Source organism: Lentzea sp. NPDC055074 (genome assembly GCF_053608005.1).
This window is the reverse complement of sequence record NZ_JBSGUQ010000006.1, coordinates 408,466-425,252: the sequence shown is the minus strand read 5'-3', so window position 1 is coordinate 425,252 and position 16,787 is coordinate 408,466. Positions and strand designations below refer to the sequence as shown.

The 16,787-nt window shown below is 70.1% G+C and carries 17 protein-coding genes; 6 read left to right on the top strand and 11 right to left on the bottom strand.

What is annotated here, in order from left to right:
• The first annotated feature begins 11 nt into the window (after positions 1 to 11).
• Positions 12 to 1,724: an NAD+ synthase gene (locus ACWF7A_RS17835; RefSeq protein WP_452251525.1), complete on the top strand. Its 1,713-nt coding sequence runs from the start codon at positions 12 to 14 to the stop codon at positions 1,722 to 1,724.
• Here the strand turns inward: ACWF7A_RS17835 and ACWF7A_RS17830 are convergent.
• Positions 1,721 to 2,290, bottom strand: a complete 570-nt coding sequence (locus ACWF7A_RS17830) for a hypothetical protein (RefSeq protein ID WP_452251524.1) — start codon at positions 2,288 to 2,290, stop codon at positions 1,721 to 1,723. The genes ACWF7A_RS17835 and ACWF7A_RS17830 overlap by 4 nt on opposite strands.
• Before the next feature lie 67 nt (positions 2,291 to 2,357).
• Between ACWF7A_RS17830 and ACWF7A_RS17825 the strand changes: the two genes are divergently transcribed.
• Positions 2,358 to 3,542, top strand: coding sequence for a sensor domain-containing protein (locus ACWF7A_RS17825; RefSeq protein WP_452251523.1), 1,185 nt, complete (start codon positions 2,358 to 2,360; stop codon positions 3,540 to 3,542).
• A gap of 2 nt (positions 3,543 to 3,544) precedes the next feature.
• Positions 3,545 to 4,192, top strand: coding sequence for a response regulator (locus ACWF7A_RS17820; RefSeq protein ID WP_452251522.1), 648 nt, complete (start codon positions 3,545 to 3,547; stop codon positions 4,190 to 4,192).
• Here the strand turns inward: ACWF7A_RS17820 and lysX are convergent.
• Positions 4,186 to 7,488, bottom strand: coding sequence for a bifunctional lysylphosphatidylglycerol synthetase/lysine--tRNA ligase LysX (lysX, locus tag ACWF7A_RS17815; RefSeq protein WP_452251521.1), 3,303 nt, complete (start codon positions 7,486 to 7,488; stop codon positions 4,186 to 4,188). The genes ACWF7A_RS17820 and lysX overlap by 7 nt on opposite strands.
• Between lysX and ACWF7A_RS17810 the strand changes: the two genes are divergently transcribed.
• Positions 7,450 to 8,289 carry an alpha/beta fold hydrolase gene (locus tag ACWF7A_RS17810; RefSeq protein WP_452251520.1) on the top strand — a complete coding sequence of 280 codons (840 nt, stop codon included), beginning with the start codon at positions 7,450 to 7,452 and terminating at the stop codon, positions 8,287 to 8,289. The two genes, lysX and ACWF7A_RS17810, sit on opposite strands and share 39 nt — an antisense overlap.
• A 138-nt stretch (positions 8,290 to 8,427) precedes the next feature.
• Positions 8,428 to 9,282, top strand: coding sequence for a 3-methyl-2-oxobutanoate hydroxymethyltransferase (gene panB / locus ACWF7A_RS17805; RefSeq protein ID WP_452251519.1), 855 nt, complete (start codon positions 8,428 to 8,430; stop codon positions 9,280 to 9,282).
• 9 nt (positions 9,283 to 9,291) lie between these two features.
• On the opposite strand, the gene ACWF7A_RS17800 is transcribed toward panB, so the two are convergent.
• Positions 9,292 to 10,149, bottom strand: coding sequence for a glutathione S-transferase family protein (locus ACWF7A_RS17800; RefSeq protein ID WP_452251518.1), 858 nt, complete (start codon positions 10,147 to 10,149; stop codon positions 9,292 to 9,294).
• An 18-nt stretch (positions 10,150 to 10,167) separates the two neighbouring features.
• Here ACWF7A_RS17800 and pip point away from each other — a divergent pair, with 18 nt between their 5' ends.
• Positions 10,168 to 11,109 (top strand): prolyl aminopeptidase, encoded by a 942-nt coding sequence (pip, locus tag ACWF7A_RS17795; protein WP_452251517.1) that lies wholly within the window; start codon positions 10,168 to 10,170, stop codon positions 11,107 to 11,109.
• On the opposite strand, the gene ACWF7A_RS17790 is transcribed toward pip, so the two are convergent.
• From ACWF7A_RS17790 to ACWF7A_RS17755, 8 genes are read right to left on the bottom strand one after another with little or no spacing between them, the layout of a single operon-like run.
• Positions 11,106 to 11,531 carry an RICIN domain-containing protein gene (locus ACWF7A_RS17790; protein ID WP_452251516.1) on the bottom strand — a complete coding sequence of 142 codons (426 nt, stop codon included), beginning with the start codon at positions 11,529 to 11,531 and terminating at the stop codon, positions 11,106 to 11,108. The two genes, pip and ACWF7A_RS17790, sit on opposite strands and share 4 nt — an antisense overlap.
• 50 nt (positions 11,532 to 11,581) lie before the next feature.
• Positions 11,582 to 12,343 carry a helical backbone metal receptor gene (locus ACWF7A_RS17785; RefSeq protein ID WP_452251515.1) on the bottom strand — a complete coding sequence of 254 codons (762 nt, stop codon included), beginning with the start codon at positions 12,341 to 12,343 and terminating at the stop codon, positions 11,582 to 11,584.
• Entirely contained in the window at positions 12,343 to 13,011 is a 669-nt protein-coding gene (npdG, locus tag ACWF7A_RS17780) for an NADPH-dependent F420 reductase (protein WP_452251514.1), read from the bottom strand. The genes ACWF7A_RS17785 and npdG overlap by 1 nt, the downstream gene beginning before the upstream one ends.
• A 48-nt stretch (positions 13,012 to 13,059) precedes the next feature.
• Positions 13,060 to 14,466: an RNB domain-containing ribonuclease gene (locus tag ACWF7A_RS17775; RefSeq protein ID WP_452251513.1), complete on the bottom strand. Its 1,407-nt coding sequence runs from the start codon at positions 14,464 to 14,466 to the stop codon at positions 13,060 to 13,062.
• Between the two features lie 25 nt (positions 14,467 to 14,491).
• Positions 14,492 to 14,686 carry a hypothetical protein gene (locus ACWF7A_RS17770; protein ID WP_452251512.1) on the bottom strand — a complete coding sequence of 65 codons (195 nt, stop codon included), beginning with the start codon at positions 14,684 to 14,686 and terminating at the stop codon, positions 14,492 to 14,494.
• Positions 14,683 to 15,156 (bottom strand): hypothetical protein, encoded by a 474-nt coding sequence (locus tag ACWF7A_RS17765; RefSeq protein WP_452251511.1) that lies wholly within the window; start codon positions 15,154 to 15,156, stop codon positions 14,683 to 14,685. Before ACWF7A_RS17765 ends, ACWF7A_RS17770 begins: the two co-directional genes overlap by 4 nt.
• Positions 15,157 to 15,174: 18 nt before the next feature.
• Positions 15,175 to 16,176, bottom strand: coding sequence for a C40 family peptidase (locus ACWF7A_RS17760; protein WP_452251510.1), 1,002 nt, complete (start codon positions 16,174 to 16,176; stop codon positions 15,175 to 15,177).
• A 3-nt stretch (positions 16,177 to 16,179) separates the two neighbouring features.
• Positions 16,180 to 16,779, bottom strand: coding sequence for a hypothetical protein (locus tag ACWF7A_RS17755; RefSeq protein ID WP_452251509.1), 600 nt, complete (start codon positions 16,777 to 16,779; stop codon positions 16,180 to 16,182).
• Positions 16,780 to 16,787 lie beyond the last annotated feature (8 nt).

Here is a 16,787-nt window from a genome sequence, read left to right as displayed (position 1 = left end):
ATGATGAGGGCATGCCGCAGCTTCGGATCGCGCTGGCCCAGGTCAACGCCACTGTTGGTGATCTTCAGGGCAACGCGTCGCTGGTCGTCGACTGGACGCGCAAGGCCCGGGAGGGCGGCGCCCACGTCGCCGTGTTCCCCGAGATGGTGCTGACCGGCTACCCGGTCGAGGACCTGGCGATCCGCACCTCGTTCGCGCGCGCGTCGTCGGAGGCGCTGGAGACGCTGGCGGGGTCGCTGGAAGAGGCCGGCCTGGGTGACGTCGCCGCCGTCGTCGGGTACCTGGAGCACGACTCCGTCGGCCCGCGCAACGCCGTCGCCGTGCTGCACGGCGGACGTGTCGTGGCGCGGCAGTGCAAGCACCACCTGCCGAACTACGGCGTGTTCGACGAGCGCCGGTACTTCAAGCCGGGGTCGTCGCTCGACATCGTGCGGATCAACGGCGTCGAGGTCGGCATGGTGATCTGCGAGGACCTGTGGCAGGACGGCGGCCCGATCACCGCACTCGGTGACGCTGGCGTCGACGTCGTGGTCTCGCCCAACGCCTCGCCGTACGAGCGCAACAAGGACGACCTGCGGCTGCCGCTGGTCGCGCGCCGTGCCGCCGAGGCCCGCGCACCCCTCGCCTACTGCAACCTGGTCGGCGGCCAGGACGAGCTGGTGTTCGACGGCGACTCGCTCGTCGTGTCCGCGGAGGGCCGACTGGTCGGGCGCGCGCCGCAGTTCGTCGAGCACCTGATGTTCGTGGACTTCGACGTGCCGGGCGGCCGCGAGTACGAGCAGGGCCAGATCGGCGACTTCTACGTGCGCCGTGTGTTCCTCTCGGATGCGGTCCCGGCGTACGAGCCGTTGCCCGCTCCTCGCGTGTTCGAGCCGCTGTCCGATGAGGCAGAGGTGTGGCACGCACTCGTGACGGGCCTGCGCGACTACGTGCACAAGAACGGCTTCCGGTCCGTGGTGCTCGGTCTGTCCGGTGGCATCGACTCGGCAGTGGTGGCCTCTCTGGCCGTGGACGCCCTCGGCGCCGACGCGGTCTACGGCGTCTCGATGCCGTCCTCCTACTCGTCGGAACACTCCCGCTCGGACGCGTCCGACATGGCCGACCGCACCGGGCTGCACTTCACCACCGAGCCGATCGGCGAGATGGTCGACGTGTACGTCTCGCAGCTGAAGCTGACGGGCCTCGCCGAGGAGAACATCCAGGCCCGGTGCCGCGGCATGCTGCTGATGGCGCTGTCGAACCAGCACGGCCACCTGGTGCTCGCGACGGGCAACAAGTCCGAGCTCGCGGTCGGCTACTCGACCATCTACGGCGACGCGGTCGGCGGCTACGCCCCGATCAAGGACGTGCTGAAGACCCTGGTCTGGGACCTGGCCCGCTGGCGCAACGCCGAGGCCGAGAAGCGCGGCGAGACCCCGCCGATCCCGGAGAACTCGATCGTCAAGCCGCCGTCCGCCGAACTGCGCCCCGGCCAGGTCGACACCGACTCGCTGCCGGACTACGAGATCCTCGACGCGCTTCTCGACGACTACGTCCACGACGACAAGGGCTACGACGCGCTGCTGGCCGCCGGGCACTCGCCCGAACTGGTCGACCGGGTGCTGAGGATGGTCGACAAGGCCGAGTACAAGCGCCGGCAGTACCCGCCGGGCACGAAGATCTCGAACAAGGCGTTCGGGCGGGACCGGCGGTTGCCGATCACGAACGGGTGGCGCGAGGGCTAGATCCCCCAGCTGATCCCTTCGAAGATCCGGGTCACCCGCAGGTGTGGTGCGTCGAAGAGGCGGGCTTCGCCGGTGTGCACGGCGACGAGGGTGTCTCCTCGTCGCCACCAGGTGTCGGCTGCCCCGCGAACCTCGGGAAGCGGCTCGTAGCCATCGAGGTCGACGTCCTCGCCGACGACCTTGGTGATCCGGGTCGCCAGCGGGACGGCGTGGTTCGTGAGCGCCAATGCCTCCACCCAGCCTTCGACTGACTCGTGCAACACCACCAGCACGTCGTCCTCGACGCCGAACTCGCCCTTCGGCCCGATCAGGAACGTGTAGGGCAACGCCGTCCGGACGGGTCCCGCTTCGAACCACTGGCCGCCGGGCCCTTCCTGCGAGAGGCCGGCCTCAAGGCGACGCGGGCCACCGTCGTACTCCAGCGCGGGCGGCAGGACGAGACCTCCCCAGCGTTGCTGGTACTCCCCGCGCCGGTCTGCCTCGGTCTCCCGCACTTCCTCGCCGAGCGGGTACTGGCGATGGCCGTGCACGTTGAGGAAGATCTCGGCTCTGCGGGTGAGAGTCATGCGGCCACAGTAGGAGTGGAGTCTGCTCCACCGCGCGCTCTGGGTCCGTACGGATACGTTTCTCCACATGAAACGGATCTGGTCGGCGCTGCTCTACCTGGCGTCAGGTCTGCTGACAGCCATCGCGTCGTGGCTCGCGATAGGCGTTCTGCTGCTGTCCGTGGTGGTCCTCCCGCTGCTGCCGGTCACCGCGCCCTACATCCGCCGCATCGTGGACTTCGACCGGTCCCGGCTCGCCCGCTACACCGGCGACCGGATCCCGCCACCCCCGCCGCTCGACGGCCCCTGGCTGCACCGGGCGCAACGGGTGCTGGCCGATCCGGACAGCCGGCGAGACGGGATCTGGCTGATCACGCACGCCCTGTTCGGCACGCTGTTCGGGGCAGTCGCGATCGGGATTCCCGGCGCGTTGGTGCAGCAGCCGCTGGCGGCGACGCTCTGGTGGCTGGTGCCGATGGAGAACTCGTTCGGCCTGCGCATCGACTCGTGGCCGAAGGCGCTGCTGAGCGTGCCGATCGCGATCGGGCTCACGCTGATCGTCATCCAGCTGCCGAAGCTCGCCGACCTCGACGCGAAGTGGGCGAAGAAGATGCTGTCCCCGCCGCGGGCCTCGCTGGAGAAGCGGCTGGCCGAGGTCGTCGCGACCAGGGCCGCCGCGCTCCAGGCGCACGGGGCGGAGCTGCGGCGCATCGAGCGGAACCTGCACGACGGGACGCAGAACAAGCTGGTCGGCGTGGTCATGATGCTCGGGATCGCGGAACGGACGCTCAAGCAGAACCCGGACAACGCGCTGGCGGCGTTGTTGCGGGCGCAGGACGCGGCCGGGGACGCTCTCGAAGAGCTCCGGAACGTCGTGCGCAGCATCCACCCGCCGGTGCTGGAGGATCTGGGACTGGACGGGGCGATCCAGGCGCTGGCGGCGCGGTGCCCGGTGCCGTGCGTGCTGCAGGCCGACCACCTCGGCCGGCTGCCCGCGGCGGTGGAGGCGGCGGCGTACTTCGCGGTGGCCGAGGCGCTCACCAACGTGGCGAAGCACAGCGGCGCACGGCACGCGTGGGTCAGTCTGGGCATCGGTGACGACCAGCTCACCGTCGTCGTGCACGACGACGGCAAGGGTGGCGCGGACGAGAAGCAGGGGACGGGGTTGGAAGGCATTCGCGGCAGGGTGGCGGCGTTGGACGGCAGCGCCGAGATGAGCAGTCCCGAGGGCGGGCCGACCGTGCTCACCGTCGTGCTGCCGGTGGGGAGGTGACCATGCGCATCGTTATCGCCGAAGACGACGCGCTGCTCCGCGAGGGGCTGACGTTGTTGTTGCGCAACGAAGGCCTCGAAGTGGCGGCGGCCGCGGACAACCCCGTGGACTTCCTCGCCGCCGTGGCCGAGCACGAACCGGACATCGCCGTCGTCGACGTGCGGATGCCGCCGACGTTCACCGACGAGGGCCTGAGGGCCGCCGTCGAGGCACGGCGGCGGCACCCGAAGCTGGCCGTGCTGGTCCTCAGCGCCTGGGTCGAGCAGAGCTACGCGCACGAACTGCTCGCCGGCACCAGCGGTGGCGTCGGTTACCTGCTCAAGGAACGCGTCGGCAAGGTCGCGGACTTCCTCGACTCGCTGCACCGCGTCGCGAACGGCGGCACGGCGCTCGACCCCGAGGTCGTGTCGCAGCTTCTGGTGCGGCGCAAGGCGGACGACGCGCTCAGCGTGCTGTCACCGCGAGAGCGCGAGGTCCTCGGGCTGATGGCGGAAGGTCTGTCGAACGCCGCCATCGGCGAGAAGCTCGTTCTCAGCGCGGGAGCCGTGCACAAGCACATCGGCAACGTCTTCCTGAAGCTCGGCCTCAACAGCGAGGACGGCACAGGCGACCGACGCGTCCAGGCCGTCCTCGCGTACCTCGATCACTGAGGACGGACGAACGGGAAGAGCACGGTCTGCCTGATGGACGTACCGGTCAGCATCATCAGCAACCGGTCGACGCCCATGCCGAGCCCACCGGTCGGCGGCATGCCGTGCTCCAGCGCCCGCAGGAAGTCCTCGTCCAGCTCCATCGCCTCGACGTCACCGGACGCGGCCTTCAGCGACTGCGCCTCCAACCGCCGCCGCTGCTCCAGCGGGTCGGTCAGCTCCGAGTAGGCCGTGCCGATCTCCGCGCCGAACGCCACCAGGTCCCACCGCTCGGCCAGGCGCGGGTCGACGCGGTGCTGGCGGGTCAGCGGCGACACCGACGTCGGGAAGTCGACGTAGAAGGTCGGACCGACCGTCGAAGCCTCGACGAACGAGTCGTACGCCTCCTGCACGAGCTGGCCGTGGTCCCAGTCCTCGTTGATCTCCACACCTCGCGCCGACAGCACCGACCGCAGGTCCGCGACCGAGGTGTCCGGGGTGACCTCCACGCCCAACGCCGACGACACCGCCGTGTAGACCGGAACCACCGGCCACTCCCCCGAGATGTCGAACTGCCCCTCGGGCCTCATGGCGACCTCGACGCCGAACGCCTCGCGGGCCGCGTGCTGGATCAACGTGCGCACCAGGTCGAGCATGACCCGGTAGTCCGCATAGGACTGGTAGGCCTCCAGCATCGTGAACTCGGGGTTGTGCGTGGCGTCCGCGCCCTCGTTGCGGAAGTTGCGGTTCAGCTCGAACACCCGGTCCACACCCGCGACGCAGAGCCGTTTCAGGTACAGCTCCGGCGCGATCCGCAGGTACATCCGCATGTCGTAGGCGTTGATGTGCGTGACGAACGGGCGTGCGTTCGCGCCGCCGTGCACCGCCTGCAGCATCGGAGTCTCGACCTCGAGGTACTCGTGGGAGTGCAGGAACTCGCGCACGCTGCGGATGACGTCGCTGCGCAGCTTCAGCAGGTGCGCCGAGTCCTGGTTCACGACCAGGTCGAGGTAGCGCTGGCGGACGCGGGCCTCCGGGTCGGTGAAGCCCTTCCGCTTGTCCGGCAACGGGTGCAGGCACTTCGCCGTCATCGTCCACGACGTGGCCAGCACCGAGATCTCGCCGTGGTCCGACTTCACCACGCGCCCGGTCACACCGACGTGGTCGCCGAGGTCCACGTCCGCCTTCCACGACGTGAGGGCCTCACCGAGCGAGTCGACGGTCAGCATCAGCTGGATCTCACCGCTGAAGTCGCGCAGCTGTGCGAAGCAGAGCCTGCCCATCTCCCGCAGCGCCACCACACGTCCGGTGACCGACACCTCCTCACCGAACCGTTCCCGCGCCCCGGCGAGGAGGTCCGTGCGGGCGAACCCGACCGGGTACGGGTCGACCCCGGCGGCCACCAGCCGTTCGACCTTCGCGATGCGCACCCGGACCTGCTCCGGCCGCCGCACGGTCTTCGGCTCGACGCGGATCGCGTCGATCTCGGCCACCTTCGCGGCGAAGTCGTCGCTCACGTCCGTCTTCTGCAACGCCCGCTTGCGCAACGAGCGCAGCGACGGCACGAAACCCTCGGCGACACCGGCGGCGACGCTGACCCTCGGCAACGACCGGGACCGTTGGTAGCACAGGAAACGCGGCTCCCACTCCGGCAGGTACTTGGCGTTCGAGCGGTACAGCGACTCCAGCTGGAAGAACCGCGACGCCAGGGACAGCACCCGCCGCCACGCCCGCAGCACCGGTCCGGCGCCGATCTTCTCGCCCTCCTCGAACACCGCGCGGAACATCGCGAAGTTCAGCGAGATCCGTTGCACGCCGAGGTGTCCGGCGGCCGCCGCGAGCTGGGCGACCATGTACTCGTTGAGGCCGTTCTCCGCGGCCCTGTCCCGGCGCATCAGATCAAGGGAGACCCCTCGGCGGCCCCAGGGCACGAACGACAGCAGGCCGCGCAACGCACCCGAGGCGTCGTAGGCCTCGACCATCACGCACCGGCCGTCGCTCGGATCTCCCAGGCGCCCCAAAGCCATCGAGAACCCGCGCTCGGTCTCGGCACCGCGCCAGGCCTCCGCCAGGTCCAGGATGGACGCCATCTCGTCCGGCGCGATCTCGCTGTGCCGGCGGACGCGCGTGGTGTACCCGGCGCGTTCGACGCGCGACACCGCCTGGCGCAGCCCCTTGCGTTCCGGACCGGCGAGGACGAACCGGCGGACGTCGAGGATCGCCTCGTCCCCGATCTCCAGCGCTTTCAGCCCGGCGTCGGAGTAGACCTGCGCGCCTCGTTCGGACGCGCCGAGCACGCCGGGCGTCCAGCCGTAGGTGCGTGCCTCGGCCAGCCACGCCAGCACGGCCTCGGGCCAGTGCTCCTCGTCGCCGATCGGGTCGGCGGACGCCAGCGTCACGCCACCGATCACCCGGTACGTCAGCGCCGCCCTGCCCGACGCCGCGAACACGACGCTCTTGTCGCGCCGGGTCGCGAAGTACCCCAGCGAGTCGGGCTCGCCGTCGGCCGCGAGCAGCCGGCGCACGTCGAGCTCCTGGTCGCCGGTGATCATGGCCTGGCTGCGGACGCCGCGGAAGAACAGGTACATCGCCCGGATCGCGACCAGCACGCCGAACAGGCCCAGCACGACGCTCAGCCACTGCGGGCCCTCGGGGATGTCGAGGCGGCCCAGCCGGACCACCTCACCCGTGGCCTGGTTCGCCGCCCACGCGAGCTTGTCGGTCTGCGCGACCAGCTCACCGGGGAAGATCTCGGTGAGACCCCAGCCGACGCCGATCAGCACGAGCATGCCCAGCACGAACGACACGAGCGCCCGCCGCCACGCACCACGCGCCACGCGGGCGGGGAACGCCTCGCGCACCACGAACAGCAGCACCACGAACAGCAGCGAGGTCGTCACCCCGACGCCGAGGAACACCCAGTGCGGTTCCTCGCCCGGATCCAGGACTTCTTCAGGTGCCAGGGCCAGGATGACCATGATGAAGCCGACCAGCACCAGGCCCATGACCTGGAACAGCAGCAGCGTCCACAGCGCCGCTCGCTTGTGCCTGCGCAGGGCGGCGCCGAGGACGAAGAACACCATGGCGATGAACAGGTTGCCGTCGATCGGCAGGCCGAAGAAGTACCCGATGCCGTCCGCGACGTCGGTGAACCAGCTGTCCTCCGGCAGGATCACCCTGAGCAGCGACAGCACACCGGCGAGCTGCACGATCGTCGCGATCGCGCCCGCGGTCTTCCACTTCCACGCCGGTACCACTACCACTCCCGAGGTCAGCCGATGACCGCCATGATTCCGTCTTCCGCCGGGCGGGTGCATGTCGCCGTGTCCGGGCGTGTCGGGGGACCCGTCGTCGTGCTCAGCTCAGGCCTGGGCGGGGCGTGGTTCGACTGGGACCGGACCGTGCGGCTGCTCGAACCACTCGCTCGGGTGATCGTGTTCGACCGGCCCGGTCTCGGCATGAGCGGGCCGGCCCGGCGCGGCCCGTCGCTGGCGCGCGAGGTGGCCGTGCTGGACGCGGTGCTGCGCGGCGTGCCTCAAGCGATCCTGATCGGGCACTCGATGGCGTCGATGCACGTCGAGGCGTACGCACGGCTGCGGCCGCACCGGGTCAGCGGCGTGATCCTGCTGGACCCGGACGCCGAGACACCGGGCGCGGGAGCCCCGTTCGACGTGTCGGCCGTGATCGCGCAGGGCGTGCGGGCGATCGGCAGCCGCTGGCTCGGCGCCCGGATCACGCAGCGGTACGGGCACGCGTTCCGGAACCTGCTGACGGCCGTCTCGACGCTCGGCGTGACCGATCCCGCGCCCTCTGACCTGGTCGAACTCGTCTACCGGCGGCCTGGTGTCGGCCGGACGGTGCTGTGGGAGCTCGCGTCGTACCCCGGTCAGGTGGCGACGCTCGAACGGCTGCGGAAGCGCCGGCCGTTGCCTCGTGTGCCTTGGTTGGTGCTCACGGCCGGACGGAAGGTGTGGCCCGAGCACCGGTCATTGGCCACTCTCGTGCCGTGGGGACGCAACGTGCCCGTGCCCGGCAGCCGCCACATGATTCAGATGGACCGGCCGGACGCTGTCGTCATGGCGGTTCGTGAATCGCTCAAGGGCGTGCCCGACGAGTGATTCGGGGGGCCAGGCGTGTGACGGTGACCGCATCGGTGTTCCGTTTGTCGCCAACGGTGCCACCCTGGTGTTCGGCAACCGTGCACCAAGCGCCCGGGGACCCACTGATGTGGGCCTCGAGGAAAGGACCGGTCGACGATGACCACTGCCGAAGTTTCCGCGCCCTACGGCTCCGGAGCGGGCCAGAAGCCCCCGGCCAAGCGCGTTCGTGTCCACCACCTGCGTGAGATGAAGGAACGCGGCGAGGCGTGGCCCATGCTCACCTCGTACGACACCTTCACCGCCTCGATCTTCGACGAGGCCGGCATCCCCGTCCTGCTGGTCGGTGACTCCGCCTCCAACACCGTCTACGGCAACGACACGTCGCTGCCGGTCACCGTGGACGAGCTCGTGCCGCTCGTACGCGCGGTGACGCGCTCGGTCAAGCGCTCTCTCGTGGTCGCTGACCTGCCGTTCGGCTCCTACCAGGTGTCGGTCGAGCAGGCCGTGGCGACGGCGGTCCGGTTCATGAAGGAAGGCCAGGCGCACGCGGTCAAGCTGGAGGGCGGCGCCTACTTCGCACCGCACATCCGCGCGATCACGGCCGCGGGCATCCCGGTCATGGCGCACATCGGCTTCACCCCGCAGTCCGAGCACCAGCTCGGCGGCTACCGCGTCCAGGGCCGGCACGACAACCACGACGTGGTGCTGCAGGACGCGATCGCCGTGCAGGAGGCGGGCGCGTTCGCGGTCGTGCTGGAGATGGTGACCGCCGAGGTCGCGAAGCAGATCACGCACGACCTGGTCATCCCGACCGTGGGCATCGGTGCCGGTCCGGACACCGACGCCCAGGTGCTGGTGTGGCAGGACATGATGGGCCTGAACCGCGGCAAGGCACCCCGGTTCGTCAAGCGCTACGCGGACATCGGCAACGTCATGCTGGGTGCCGCCGCGGAGTTCGCGAACGAGGTGCGCGGGCACCAGTTCCCCGGTCCCGAGCACACCTTCCACTGATCGTTCGTCCTAGCGGGTCCAGACCTCCGGCTCTGGGCCCGCCGGCACGATCCCGGTCGGGTTGATGCCGTGGTGCGTCACGTAGTAGTGGCGCTTGATGTGGTCCCAGTCCACTGTGTCCCCGAACTGCGCGTAGAGACGTTTCGCGTACTCCCACAGGTTCGGCATCTCGGTCAGCTTGTTGCGGTTGCACTTGAAGTGGCCGTGGTAGACCGCGTCGAACCGGACCAGCGTCGTCCAGAGCCGGATGTCGGCCTCGGTGAGCTGCTCCCCGACCAGGTGGCTGTGCGTGGCGAGGTGGGCCTCGATGCGGTCCAGCTCGGCGAACAGGGCGGTGTAGGCCTGCTCGTAGGCCTCCTGTGACGTGGCGAAACCGGCCTTGTAGACGCCGTTGTTGACGTGGTGGAAGATCGGCTCGATCCAGGCGTCGATCTCCTGCCGCAGGTGTTCCGGGTAGAGGGTGCTCTCCGGACGCCACTTCAGGCTGAAGTCCAGGGTGATCTGCGGGTAGTCGTTGGTGACGACCTCGCCCGTCGTCGTGTCGATCAGCGCCGGGACGGTGACCCGGCCCTCGTAGTGCTCATCTGCCTCGTCGTAGGCCTGTTTCAGGTAGTCGATGCCGAGGACGGGGTCCGTTCCCTCGAACCGCCAGCCCTTCTCGTCCCGGATCGGGTCGACGACCGCCAGCGAGATGGCCTCCTCCAGACCGAGGAGCTTGCGGACGATGACCGCGCGATGTGCCCACGGACAGGCGAGGCTGACCGCGAGCCGGTAGCGGCCCGGTTCGGGCTCCGGCCGTGCGGTGAAGCGGTTCGGCTGCCGGACGAACGCCCCCGTGGTGGAGGTCTCCTGCGAGAACTGCGCCATGTGCTCGACGATAGGCCCATGTACCCGGAGATCGAGCCCCACGCGTCGGGCCACCTGGAGACCGGTGACGGCAACCTCGTGTACTGGGAGGAGTGCGGCAACCCGGACGGCAAGCCCGTCGTCTTCCTGCACGGCGGCCCCGGCGGCGGCTGCTCACCGTCGCACCGGCGCCTCTTCGACCCGTCCGCCTACCGGATCGTCCTGTTCGACCAGCGCGGGTGCGGGCGGTCGCTGCCGCACGCCTCCACGTCCGGCGACCTGTCGTTGAACACGACCTGGCACCTCGTCGCCGACATGGAACTGCTGCGGACGTCGCTGGGGATCGACCGCTGGCAGGTGTTCGGCGGGTCCTGGGGCTCGACGCTGGCGCTGGCGTACGCCGAGACGCATCCGGCGCGGGTGTCGGAACTGGTGCTGCGCGGCATCTTCACGCTGCGAAAGTCCGAAGTGGACTGGTACTACCGCGGCGGCGCGGCCCACCTCTTCCCCGACCTGTGGGAGAGGTTCACGGCGCCGCTGGCAGGCCTGGAAGGTGATCCCGTCGAGCTGTACGCGACGCTGCTGGCCTCGGAGGATCCCGCCGTGCACGGACCCGCCGCGGTCGCGTGGAGCACGTGGGAGGGCGCGACGGTGACGTTGCTGCCCCGGCCCGAGCTCGTGGCGGAGTTCGCCGTGCCGGAGTACGCGCTGGCGTTCGCGCGGATCGAGAACCACTACTTCGTGCACCACGGCTGGTTCGAGGAGGGGCAGCTGATCCGGGACGCGGTGAAGCTGAAGGACATCCCCGGCGTGATCGTGCAGGGGCGCTACGACGTCGCGACCCCGGCGGTGTCGGCGTGGGACCTGCACCAGGCCTGGCCGGAGTCCGAACTGGTGCTGGTGCCGGACGCCGGGCACGCCTACGACGAGCCCGGCATCCTCGCGGCCCTGCTGGCGGCGACCGATCGGTTCCGCGACTAGCGCAGGCCGTTCCACTTCGCGCTGGCCGAGGTGCAGGCGGCGACCGTCACCTGCGCGGTGAGGCACTTGCCGGTGCCGGCGTTGCGGAGCTGGAAGGAGCTCCCCACCGGCACCCGGCGCCACCGCTGGCCCGAGCTCGACGTGCAGGCCTGGCCGAGCACGTCACCGGAGGTGGTCGCGCCGAGGCACTTGTCGGTGGCCATGTTGTGCGGCCAGTCGACACCACCGCTGATCGGGACGATCCAGCGCTGCTCGTCAGCGAGTTCGTTGCACGGCTTCAGAACGACGTTCGTGCCCGTGTCGGCGAGGCAGCGGGTGGTGCCGGCGAGCTGGTAGACCACAACGGGCTCGGCGCTGGCCGGGACGGCCATGAGCGTGACGGTGGCGGCGGCTGTCGCGATGATCGCGGCTAGTTTCCCCATGGGCGAGAATCCTGACAGCGCTTCGGGTTCCGCGAATCCACCCTGGGTTGTCAACCCTGGCCGTAGTCGAGTGCCCTTTCCAGAGAAGGCTTTGCTTCCACGAGCGAAGGCCCGTACCAGGTGAGGTGCCGGCCGTTGACCAACGCGTACGGCAGGCCGGGGAAGCTCTCCGGGCCGTCGGAGTGCGTGAACACGTACGGCTCGTCCGGAAGGATCACCAGGTCGGGCCGCCTGTCGTTCAGCTCGTCCAGCGACGGACGCGGATAGCGCTCCTCGTGCTCGGCGTAGACGTTCTCGATTCCCAGGCGCCGCAACACGTCGGTCGCGAACGTGTCCCTGCCGACGACCACCCACGGGCGGCGCCAGACCGGGATCAGCGCCGTCAGCCTCGCCGGTTTCGTGTCGCGCCACAGGGCTTCGGCCTGGACGAGCCACTCCGGTTCGAGGTCCCAGCCCAGGGCGAAGAGCCGGCGCAACGACTCCAGCGCCATCGGCACCGTCTTCGGCGCCTCGGTCACCCAGACGTTGATCCCGTTGGCGCGCAACCGGTCCACGTCCTCGGCGCGGTTCTCCTCGGAGTTCGCGATCACGAGGTCCGGCGTCAGCGCGAGCACCGCGTCGACGTCCGGGTACTTCGACCCGCCGACGCGCGGCACGTCGAGATCGGCCGGGTGGGTGCAGTAGTCCGTGGCGCCCACCAGGGAACCGGGCACGGTCAGCGCGACGGCCTCGGTGATCGACGGCACCAGGCTCACCACTCGTCGTGGCTGGTCCAGCGCGACCGGCTCACCGAGGTCGTCGGCGGGGAGCATCAGACGCCCGTGATCTTCAGACCGGCGTGGGTCTTGTACCGGCGGTTGACCGCGATCAGGTTGGCGGTGAACGCCTCGACCTGGTGCGCGTTGCGCAGCCGGCCGCCGTAGACGCCGCGGAAGCCGGGCACGAGCTCGGCCAGTTCCCGCACGGTGTCGGTGGCCTCGCGGTCGTCGCCCAGCACGAGGACGTCCATGTCCACTTCGGACACGTTCGCGAGGTCGGCCAGCAGCACGGCGGACACGTGGTGGAACGCGGCGGTGACCCTGGACTCCGGCAGGAGGATCTCGGCCTGCTGGGCCGCGCTGCCCTCGGTGACGGGCAGCGCGAACGGGCCCTGCTTGTCGAAGCCGAGCGGGTTGACGCAGTCGATGACGATCTTCCCGGCCAGCTGGTCGCGCAACGACGCCAGCAGGTCGCCGTGGCCGTCCCACGGCACCGCCACGAGGACGATGTCGGAGTTCGCCGCGGTGTCGGCGTTGTCCGCGCCGCTCACGGTGCCGCCGGCGACCTCGACGATCTCCTTCGCGGCGAGCTCGGCCCGCTCGGCGCTGCGGGAGCCGATGATCACCTTGACGCCTGCGTGGGCCCAGCGGATGGCCAGGCCCTTGCCCTGGGCTCCAGTGCCGCCCAGGACTCCGACTGTGAGGTCACGGATTTCAGTCACCCCTGCATCTTCACACGGGGCGGCACCGAGCTGGTGGTGGCGTGCGACTCAGGCGCGTTCGAAGCGGACCCTGCGCTCCACCGGGTCGGCCTCCGTCAGGCGGACGCGGATCGCGTCGCCTTCCGGGAGGTTCCTGCCCGCGCACTTCGCGAGGACGGGCGGGTCGGAGACGAAGACCTCGGCCTCGTCGTCCCCGGCGCGCAGGACGACCGCGTCGAACTCCTGGCCGACGCGGCCAGCCAGCACCCAGGCCTCGACCTGGTCCGTGGCCGCGCGGTCCACCTTCGAGGCGAGGGAGTCGGAGGACCCCATCAGCGACGGCAGCTCCGGCAGGGCCTCGGCCAGCCAGGCGGGGAGCTCCTCGCCCGCCGTGACGGCCAGGCAGACCTCGGTGGCGAACCGGTCGACCAGACGACGCAGCGGCGCGGTGACGTGGGTGTACGGCGCGGCCACGCCCGCGTGCGTCACCACCTCGGGGACCTCGCCGGAGAACGCCGAGTAGCCCGCGCCCCGCAACAGCCGGGTGGCATCGGTGAACAACGCCAGCGCCTCGGGGGTGGTGGGGTCGAGCCCGGCCAGGAACGCTCCCGGCGAGAGGTCCGCGGGCCACTTCACCTTCAGCGCGGCGGCGGACTTCCGCAGCGAGGTGACGGCTCCGGCGTCCGGGTCGGGCAGCGTGCGGAGGATGCCCACCTTCGCGTCGAGCATGATCGACGCGGCGGCCATGCCCGTCATCAGGGAGATCTCGGCGTTCCAGGAGTCGACCGCGGCACGGGGCCGGGTGATGAGCTTCCAGCCGGACCCGTCCGGTTCGATCTCCTGCTCGGGCAGCTGCAGCTCGATGGCACCGCGCTCACGGGCGTAGGCGCGGCGCAACGGGCCGAACTCGGCCAGCGCGGCGACCGACGGGTGCGGGTTCCCGGCGTCGAAAGAAGCCTGGACGCCGGCGTAGTCGAACTGGGCCGTGGACCGGACCAGCGCCCGGCGCACCTCGACCTTCACGGGGATGCCGTCGGCACCGCACTCGAAGGTCCACAGCACGGCGGGGCGCGTGACACCCGGCAAGAGAGAGGCGGCACCCTCGGACAGCACGGTGGGGTGCAACGGCACGTTGCCGTCAGGCAGGTAGTTGGTCTGGCCACGACGCCGGACCTCGGCGTCCAACGCGCCGCCGGGCGTCACGAACAGCCCCAGGTCGGCGATCGCGTAGTGCACGGCGAAGCCGTCACCGGACTTGGTGACGCACAGCGCCTGGTCCAGGTCCTTGGCCCCCGGCGGGTCGATCGTGACCAGCGGGATCGAGGTGAGGTCGGGGCGGTCGCCCGGATCCCGGGAGACCGCCGCCTCAGCCTCGGCGAGCGCGGCCGGCGGATAGGAGCCCGCCAGCCCGAACTCGGTGCGAATGCCGTCGAAGGACAGGTCCGCACGGCCCGTGCGGATCACCAGGGAAGCCACCCGCACAGACTAGGGAACGCCGAACTCAGTCGGCGTCCTCGCCGCGCCACTTCTTGTCGGACTCGTCGGCCGCCCTGGTCCGTTCCCTGGCGATCTCCAGGGCGCGGGCCGCGGTGGCCTCGTCCGGGTACGGGCCCATGCGGTCCGGGCCCTTGCAGCCCTTGCCCTGCTCCACGGTCTGGTGGGTCAGGCAGAAGTACCAACCGCTGCTGTCACTCATACGCGTTCGCCTCCCAAAGGCGCCGGGAATCCCCGCGGCGGCGTGGACTGGTTGGCGTTGGCGTACTCCGACGGGATCGGGTCCAAACATGACACCAGCACCGTGCGGTCTTCGGCGTTCTCGATCTTACGTCCGGAACGGTCCCGGTAGACGAGCGATCCGTCGGAGTCGATCTCCATGATCGCGCCCACCTCGGCGAGCTGTTCCTCGTCGAGATCGCCCAGCTTCTCGTAGCGGGACGGCACCACGCGGTACACCGGCCACTTCAGGTGGCCGTACGTGCGGTGGAAGTCGGCCAGCAGGTGCACCAGGTGCTGCTGGAACGGCAACGGCATGGCCTCGGCCAGCGCACGTGGGATCACCACGTAGTCGCCCGAGACCCCCGGTGCTCCGGCCGCCACGTAGTCACGCACTGGTGTGCTCGACGCGGGCGGTCCGGAAGGCCTCGGGATGGGGTCGTGGTTGAACATGGAGCGCCTCCCCGCGATCTACACGCCCGGCCGGACGGCCAGCGGCATCAACTCGTAATAATCCCAGTTGATCTTGCTGATCTTCACGACATCACCCGTCTGGGGGGCATGGATGTACTCGTCCCCGCCCAGGTACATGGCCACGTGGTGCACCGTTCGGGGGTTCGACGTGTCCGTTGCCCAGAAGATCAGATCGCCTGCCTGGGCGTCGCGCACCGGGAGGTGCGCGCCGCCCTTCTCGTACTGGTCGTTCGCGACGCGCGGGATGCTCACGCCGGCCGCGCCGAACGCCTTGACCAGGATGCCGGAGCAGTCCCACGCGTCCGGGCCGTTGCCGCCCCACAGGTACGGCTCGCCCAGCTGCTCCTTGGTGAACCCGATCGCGATGCCCGCGGCGTTCGAGGCCAGCAGGAACTGGCCCGCGCCCGAGCCGCAGCCCGCCGGGTCCGTGATCGCGCCCAGCTCGCCGAGCAGGAACGCCGCCATGGACTCCCAGTTGTGGTACCGGTCCGGGAACGCCGACCGCTCGACGGCCTGCGCCGAGTCACCGGGGCGCTTGTTCTCCCAGTCCGGCACCTTGAGCAGCACGTCGTAGAACTTGTTGATCGCGTACGTCGGGTCGGTCACCTCGGCCGGTGTTCCCCAGCCCATCGACGGACGCATCTGGAAGATGCCGAGCGAGTCGCGGTCGCCGTAGTTCAACGGGCGCAGGCCCGACTCGGTCATGCCCGCCTGGATCGCGATCTGCCACGCGAGCGGCGGCAGCTTGCGCTCCTGGCCGATCGAGATGATGCGCGCGACGATGTTGCGCTGCTCCTCGTTGAGGCGCGAGGCGTCGTGACGGCCCTTGTCGCCGCCGCCCGCGTCCCACGGGCCGATGGCGGCGTTGCAGCTCATGCGCATGAGGTTCGCGCCCGCGGCGGGGTTCGTGGAGTTGCTGACCACCTGTGACACGCCCGACGTCGCCACGGCGATCACTACGATCATCGCCAGCGCCCCGATCAGCAACATCACGCGCATGGCTCAGTCCACCTTCGTGTAGCTGTTCACACGCCAGGACCCATCCGGCGCCTTCACCAGCGTGATCCGCACCTTGCCCTGGTCGGTCGGGACCTCGTAGTCGACCGAGGACGTCGTCGACTTCACCGCGTTGACCTTGCCGGTGATCCTGTCGGGCACGTTGCGCGGGTCGATCGTCGCCATCTGCGCCAGGAACTCGGGGGTGGTGTAGTCCTCGAGCTGCTTGAGCCACTTGGTGACGTCGTTGTCCGGCGGCGGCTTGATCCAGGTCTCCGCCCACAGCTCGGCGACCAGACCCGCGTCGGCCGGCGGAGGTGCCGCCTTCGCCGAGTTGGACGGCGACGGCGCCTTGGTCGGCAGGGAGGAACCGCTCGACGGCAGCTGACCGACCTGGGTGCCCTGCGACGACGACGAGGGCGGAGCGGCCGCGGACTGGTCGGCGGTCCTGCTGCGGTCGAGCACCCTCGGGATGATCACGCCGAGCGCGACCACGACCACCACGAAGATGATGATCGAGGCGGCCAGGTGACGCGGGGAACGCAGCGGCCAGCCCCAGAGCCTGCGGTAGACCGCGGCACGGCCGCGGTTGGTACGGATCGGCACCTACGCCT

Excerpts from the sequence above, each read along its gene's own strand:
- ACWF7A_RS17835 (WP_452251525.1), top strand. The coding sequence starts at position 12 with ATGCCGCAGCTTCGGATCGCGCTGGCCCAGGTCAACGCCACTGTTGGT.
- ACWF7A_RS17830 (WP_452251524.1), bottom strand. The coding sequence starts at position 2,290 with ATGACTCTCACCCGCAGAGCCGAGATCTTCCTCAACGTGCACGGCCAT.
- ACWF7A_RS17825 (WP_452251523.1), top strand. The coding sequence starts at position 2,358 with ATGAAACGGATCTGGTCGGCGCTGCTCTACCTGGCGTCAGGTCTGCTG.
- ACWF7A_RS17820 (WP_452251522.1), top strand. The coding sequence starts at position 3,545 with ATGCGCATCGTTATCGCCGAAGACGACGCGCTGCTCCGCGAGGGGCTG.
- ACWF7A_RS17810 (WP_452251520.1), top strand. The coding sequence starts at position 7,450 with ATGACCGCCATGATTCCGTCTTCCGCCGGGCGGGTGCATGTCGCCGTG.
- lysX (WP_452251521.1), bottom strand. The coding sequence starts at position 7,488 with ATGCACCCGCCCGGCGGAAGACGGAATCATGGCGGTCATCGGCTGACC.
- panB (WP_452251519.1), top strand. The coding sequence starts at position 8,428 with ATGACCACTGCCGAAGTTTCCGCGCCCTACGGCTCCGGAGCGGGCCAG.
- ACWF7A_RS17800 (WP_452251518.1), bottom strand. The coding sequence starts at position 10,149 with ATGGCGCAGTTCTCGCAGGAGACCTCCACCACGGGGGCGTTCGTCCGG.
- pip (WP_452251517.1), top strand. The coding sequence starts at position 10,168 with ATGTACCCGGAGATCGAGCCCCACGCGTCGGGCCACCTGGAGACCGGT.
- ACWF7A_RS17790 (WP_452251516.1), bottom strand. The coding sequence starts at position 11,531 with ATGGGGAAACTAGCCGCGATCATCGCGACAGCCGCCGCCACCGTCACG.
- ACWF7A_RS17785 (WP_452251515.1), bottom strand. The coding sequence starts at position 12,343 with ATGCTCCCCGCCGACGACCTCGGTGAGCCGGTCGCGCTGGACCAGCCA.
- ACWF7A_RS17770 (WP_452251512.1), bottom strand. The coding sequence starts at position 14,686 with ATGAGTGACAGCAGCGGTTGGTACTTCTGCCTGACCCACCAGACCGTG.
- ACWF7A_RS17765 (WP_452251511.1), bottom strand. The coding sequence starts at position 15,156 with ATGTTCAACCACGACCCCATCCCGAGGCCTTCCGGACCGCCCGCGTCG.
- ACWF7A_RS17760 (WP_452251510.1), bottom strand. The coding sequence starts at position 16,176 with ATGCGCGTGATGTTGCTGATCGGGGCGCTGGCGATGATCGTAGTGATC.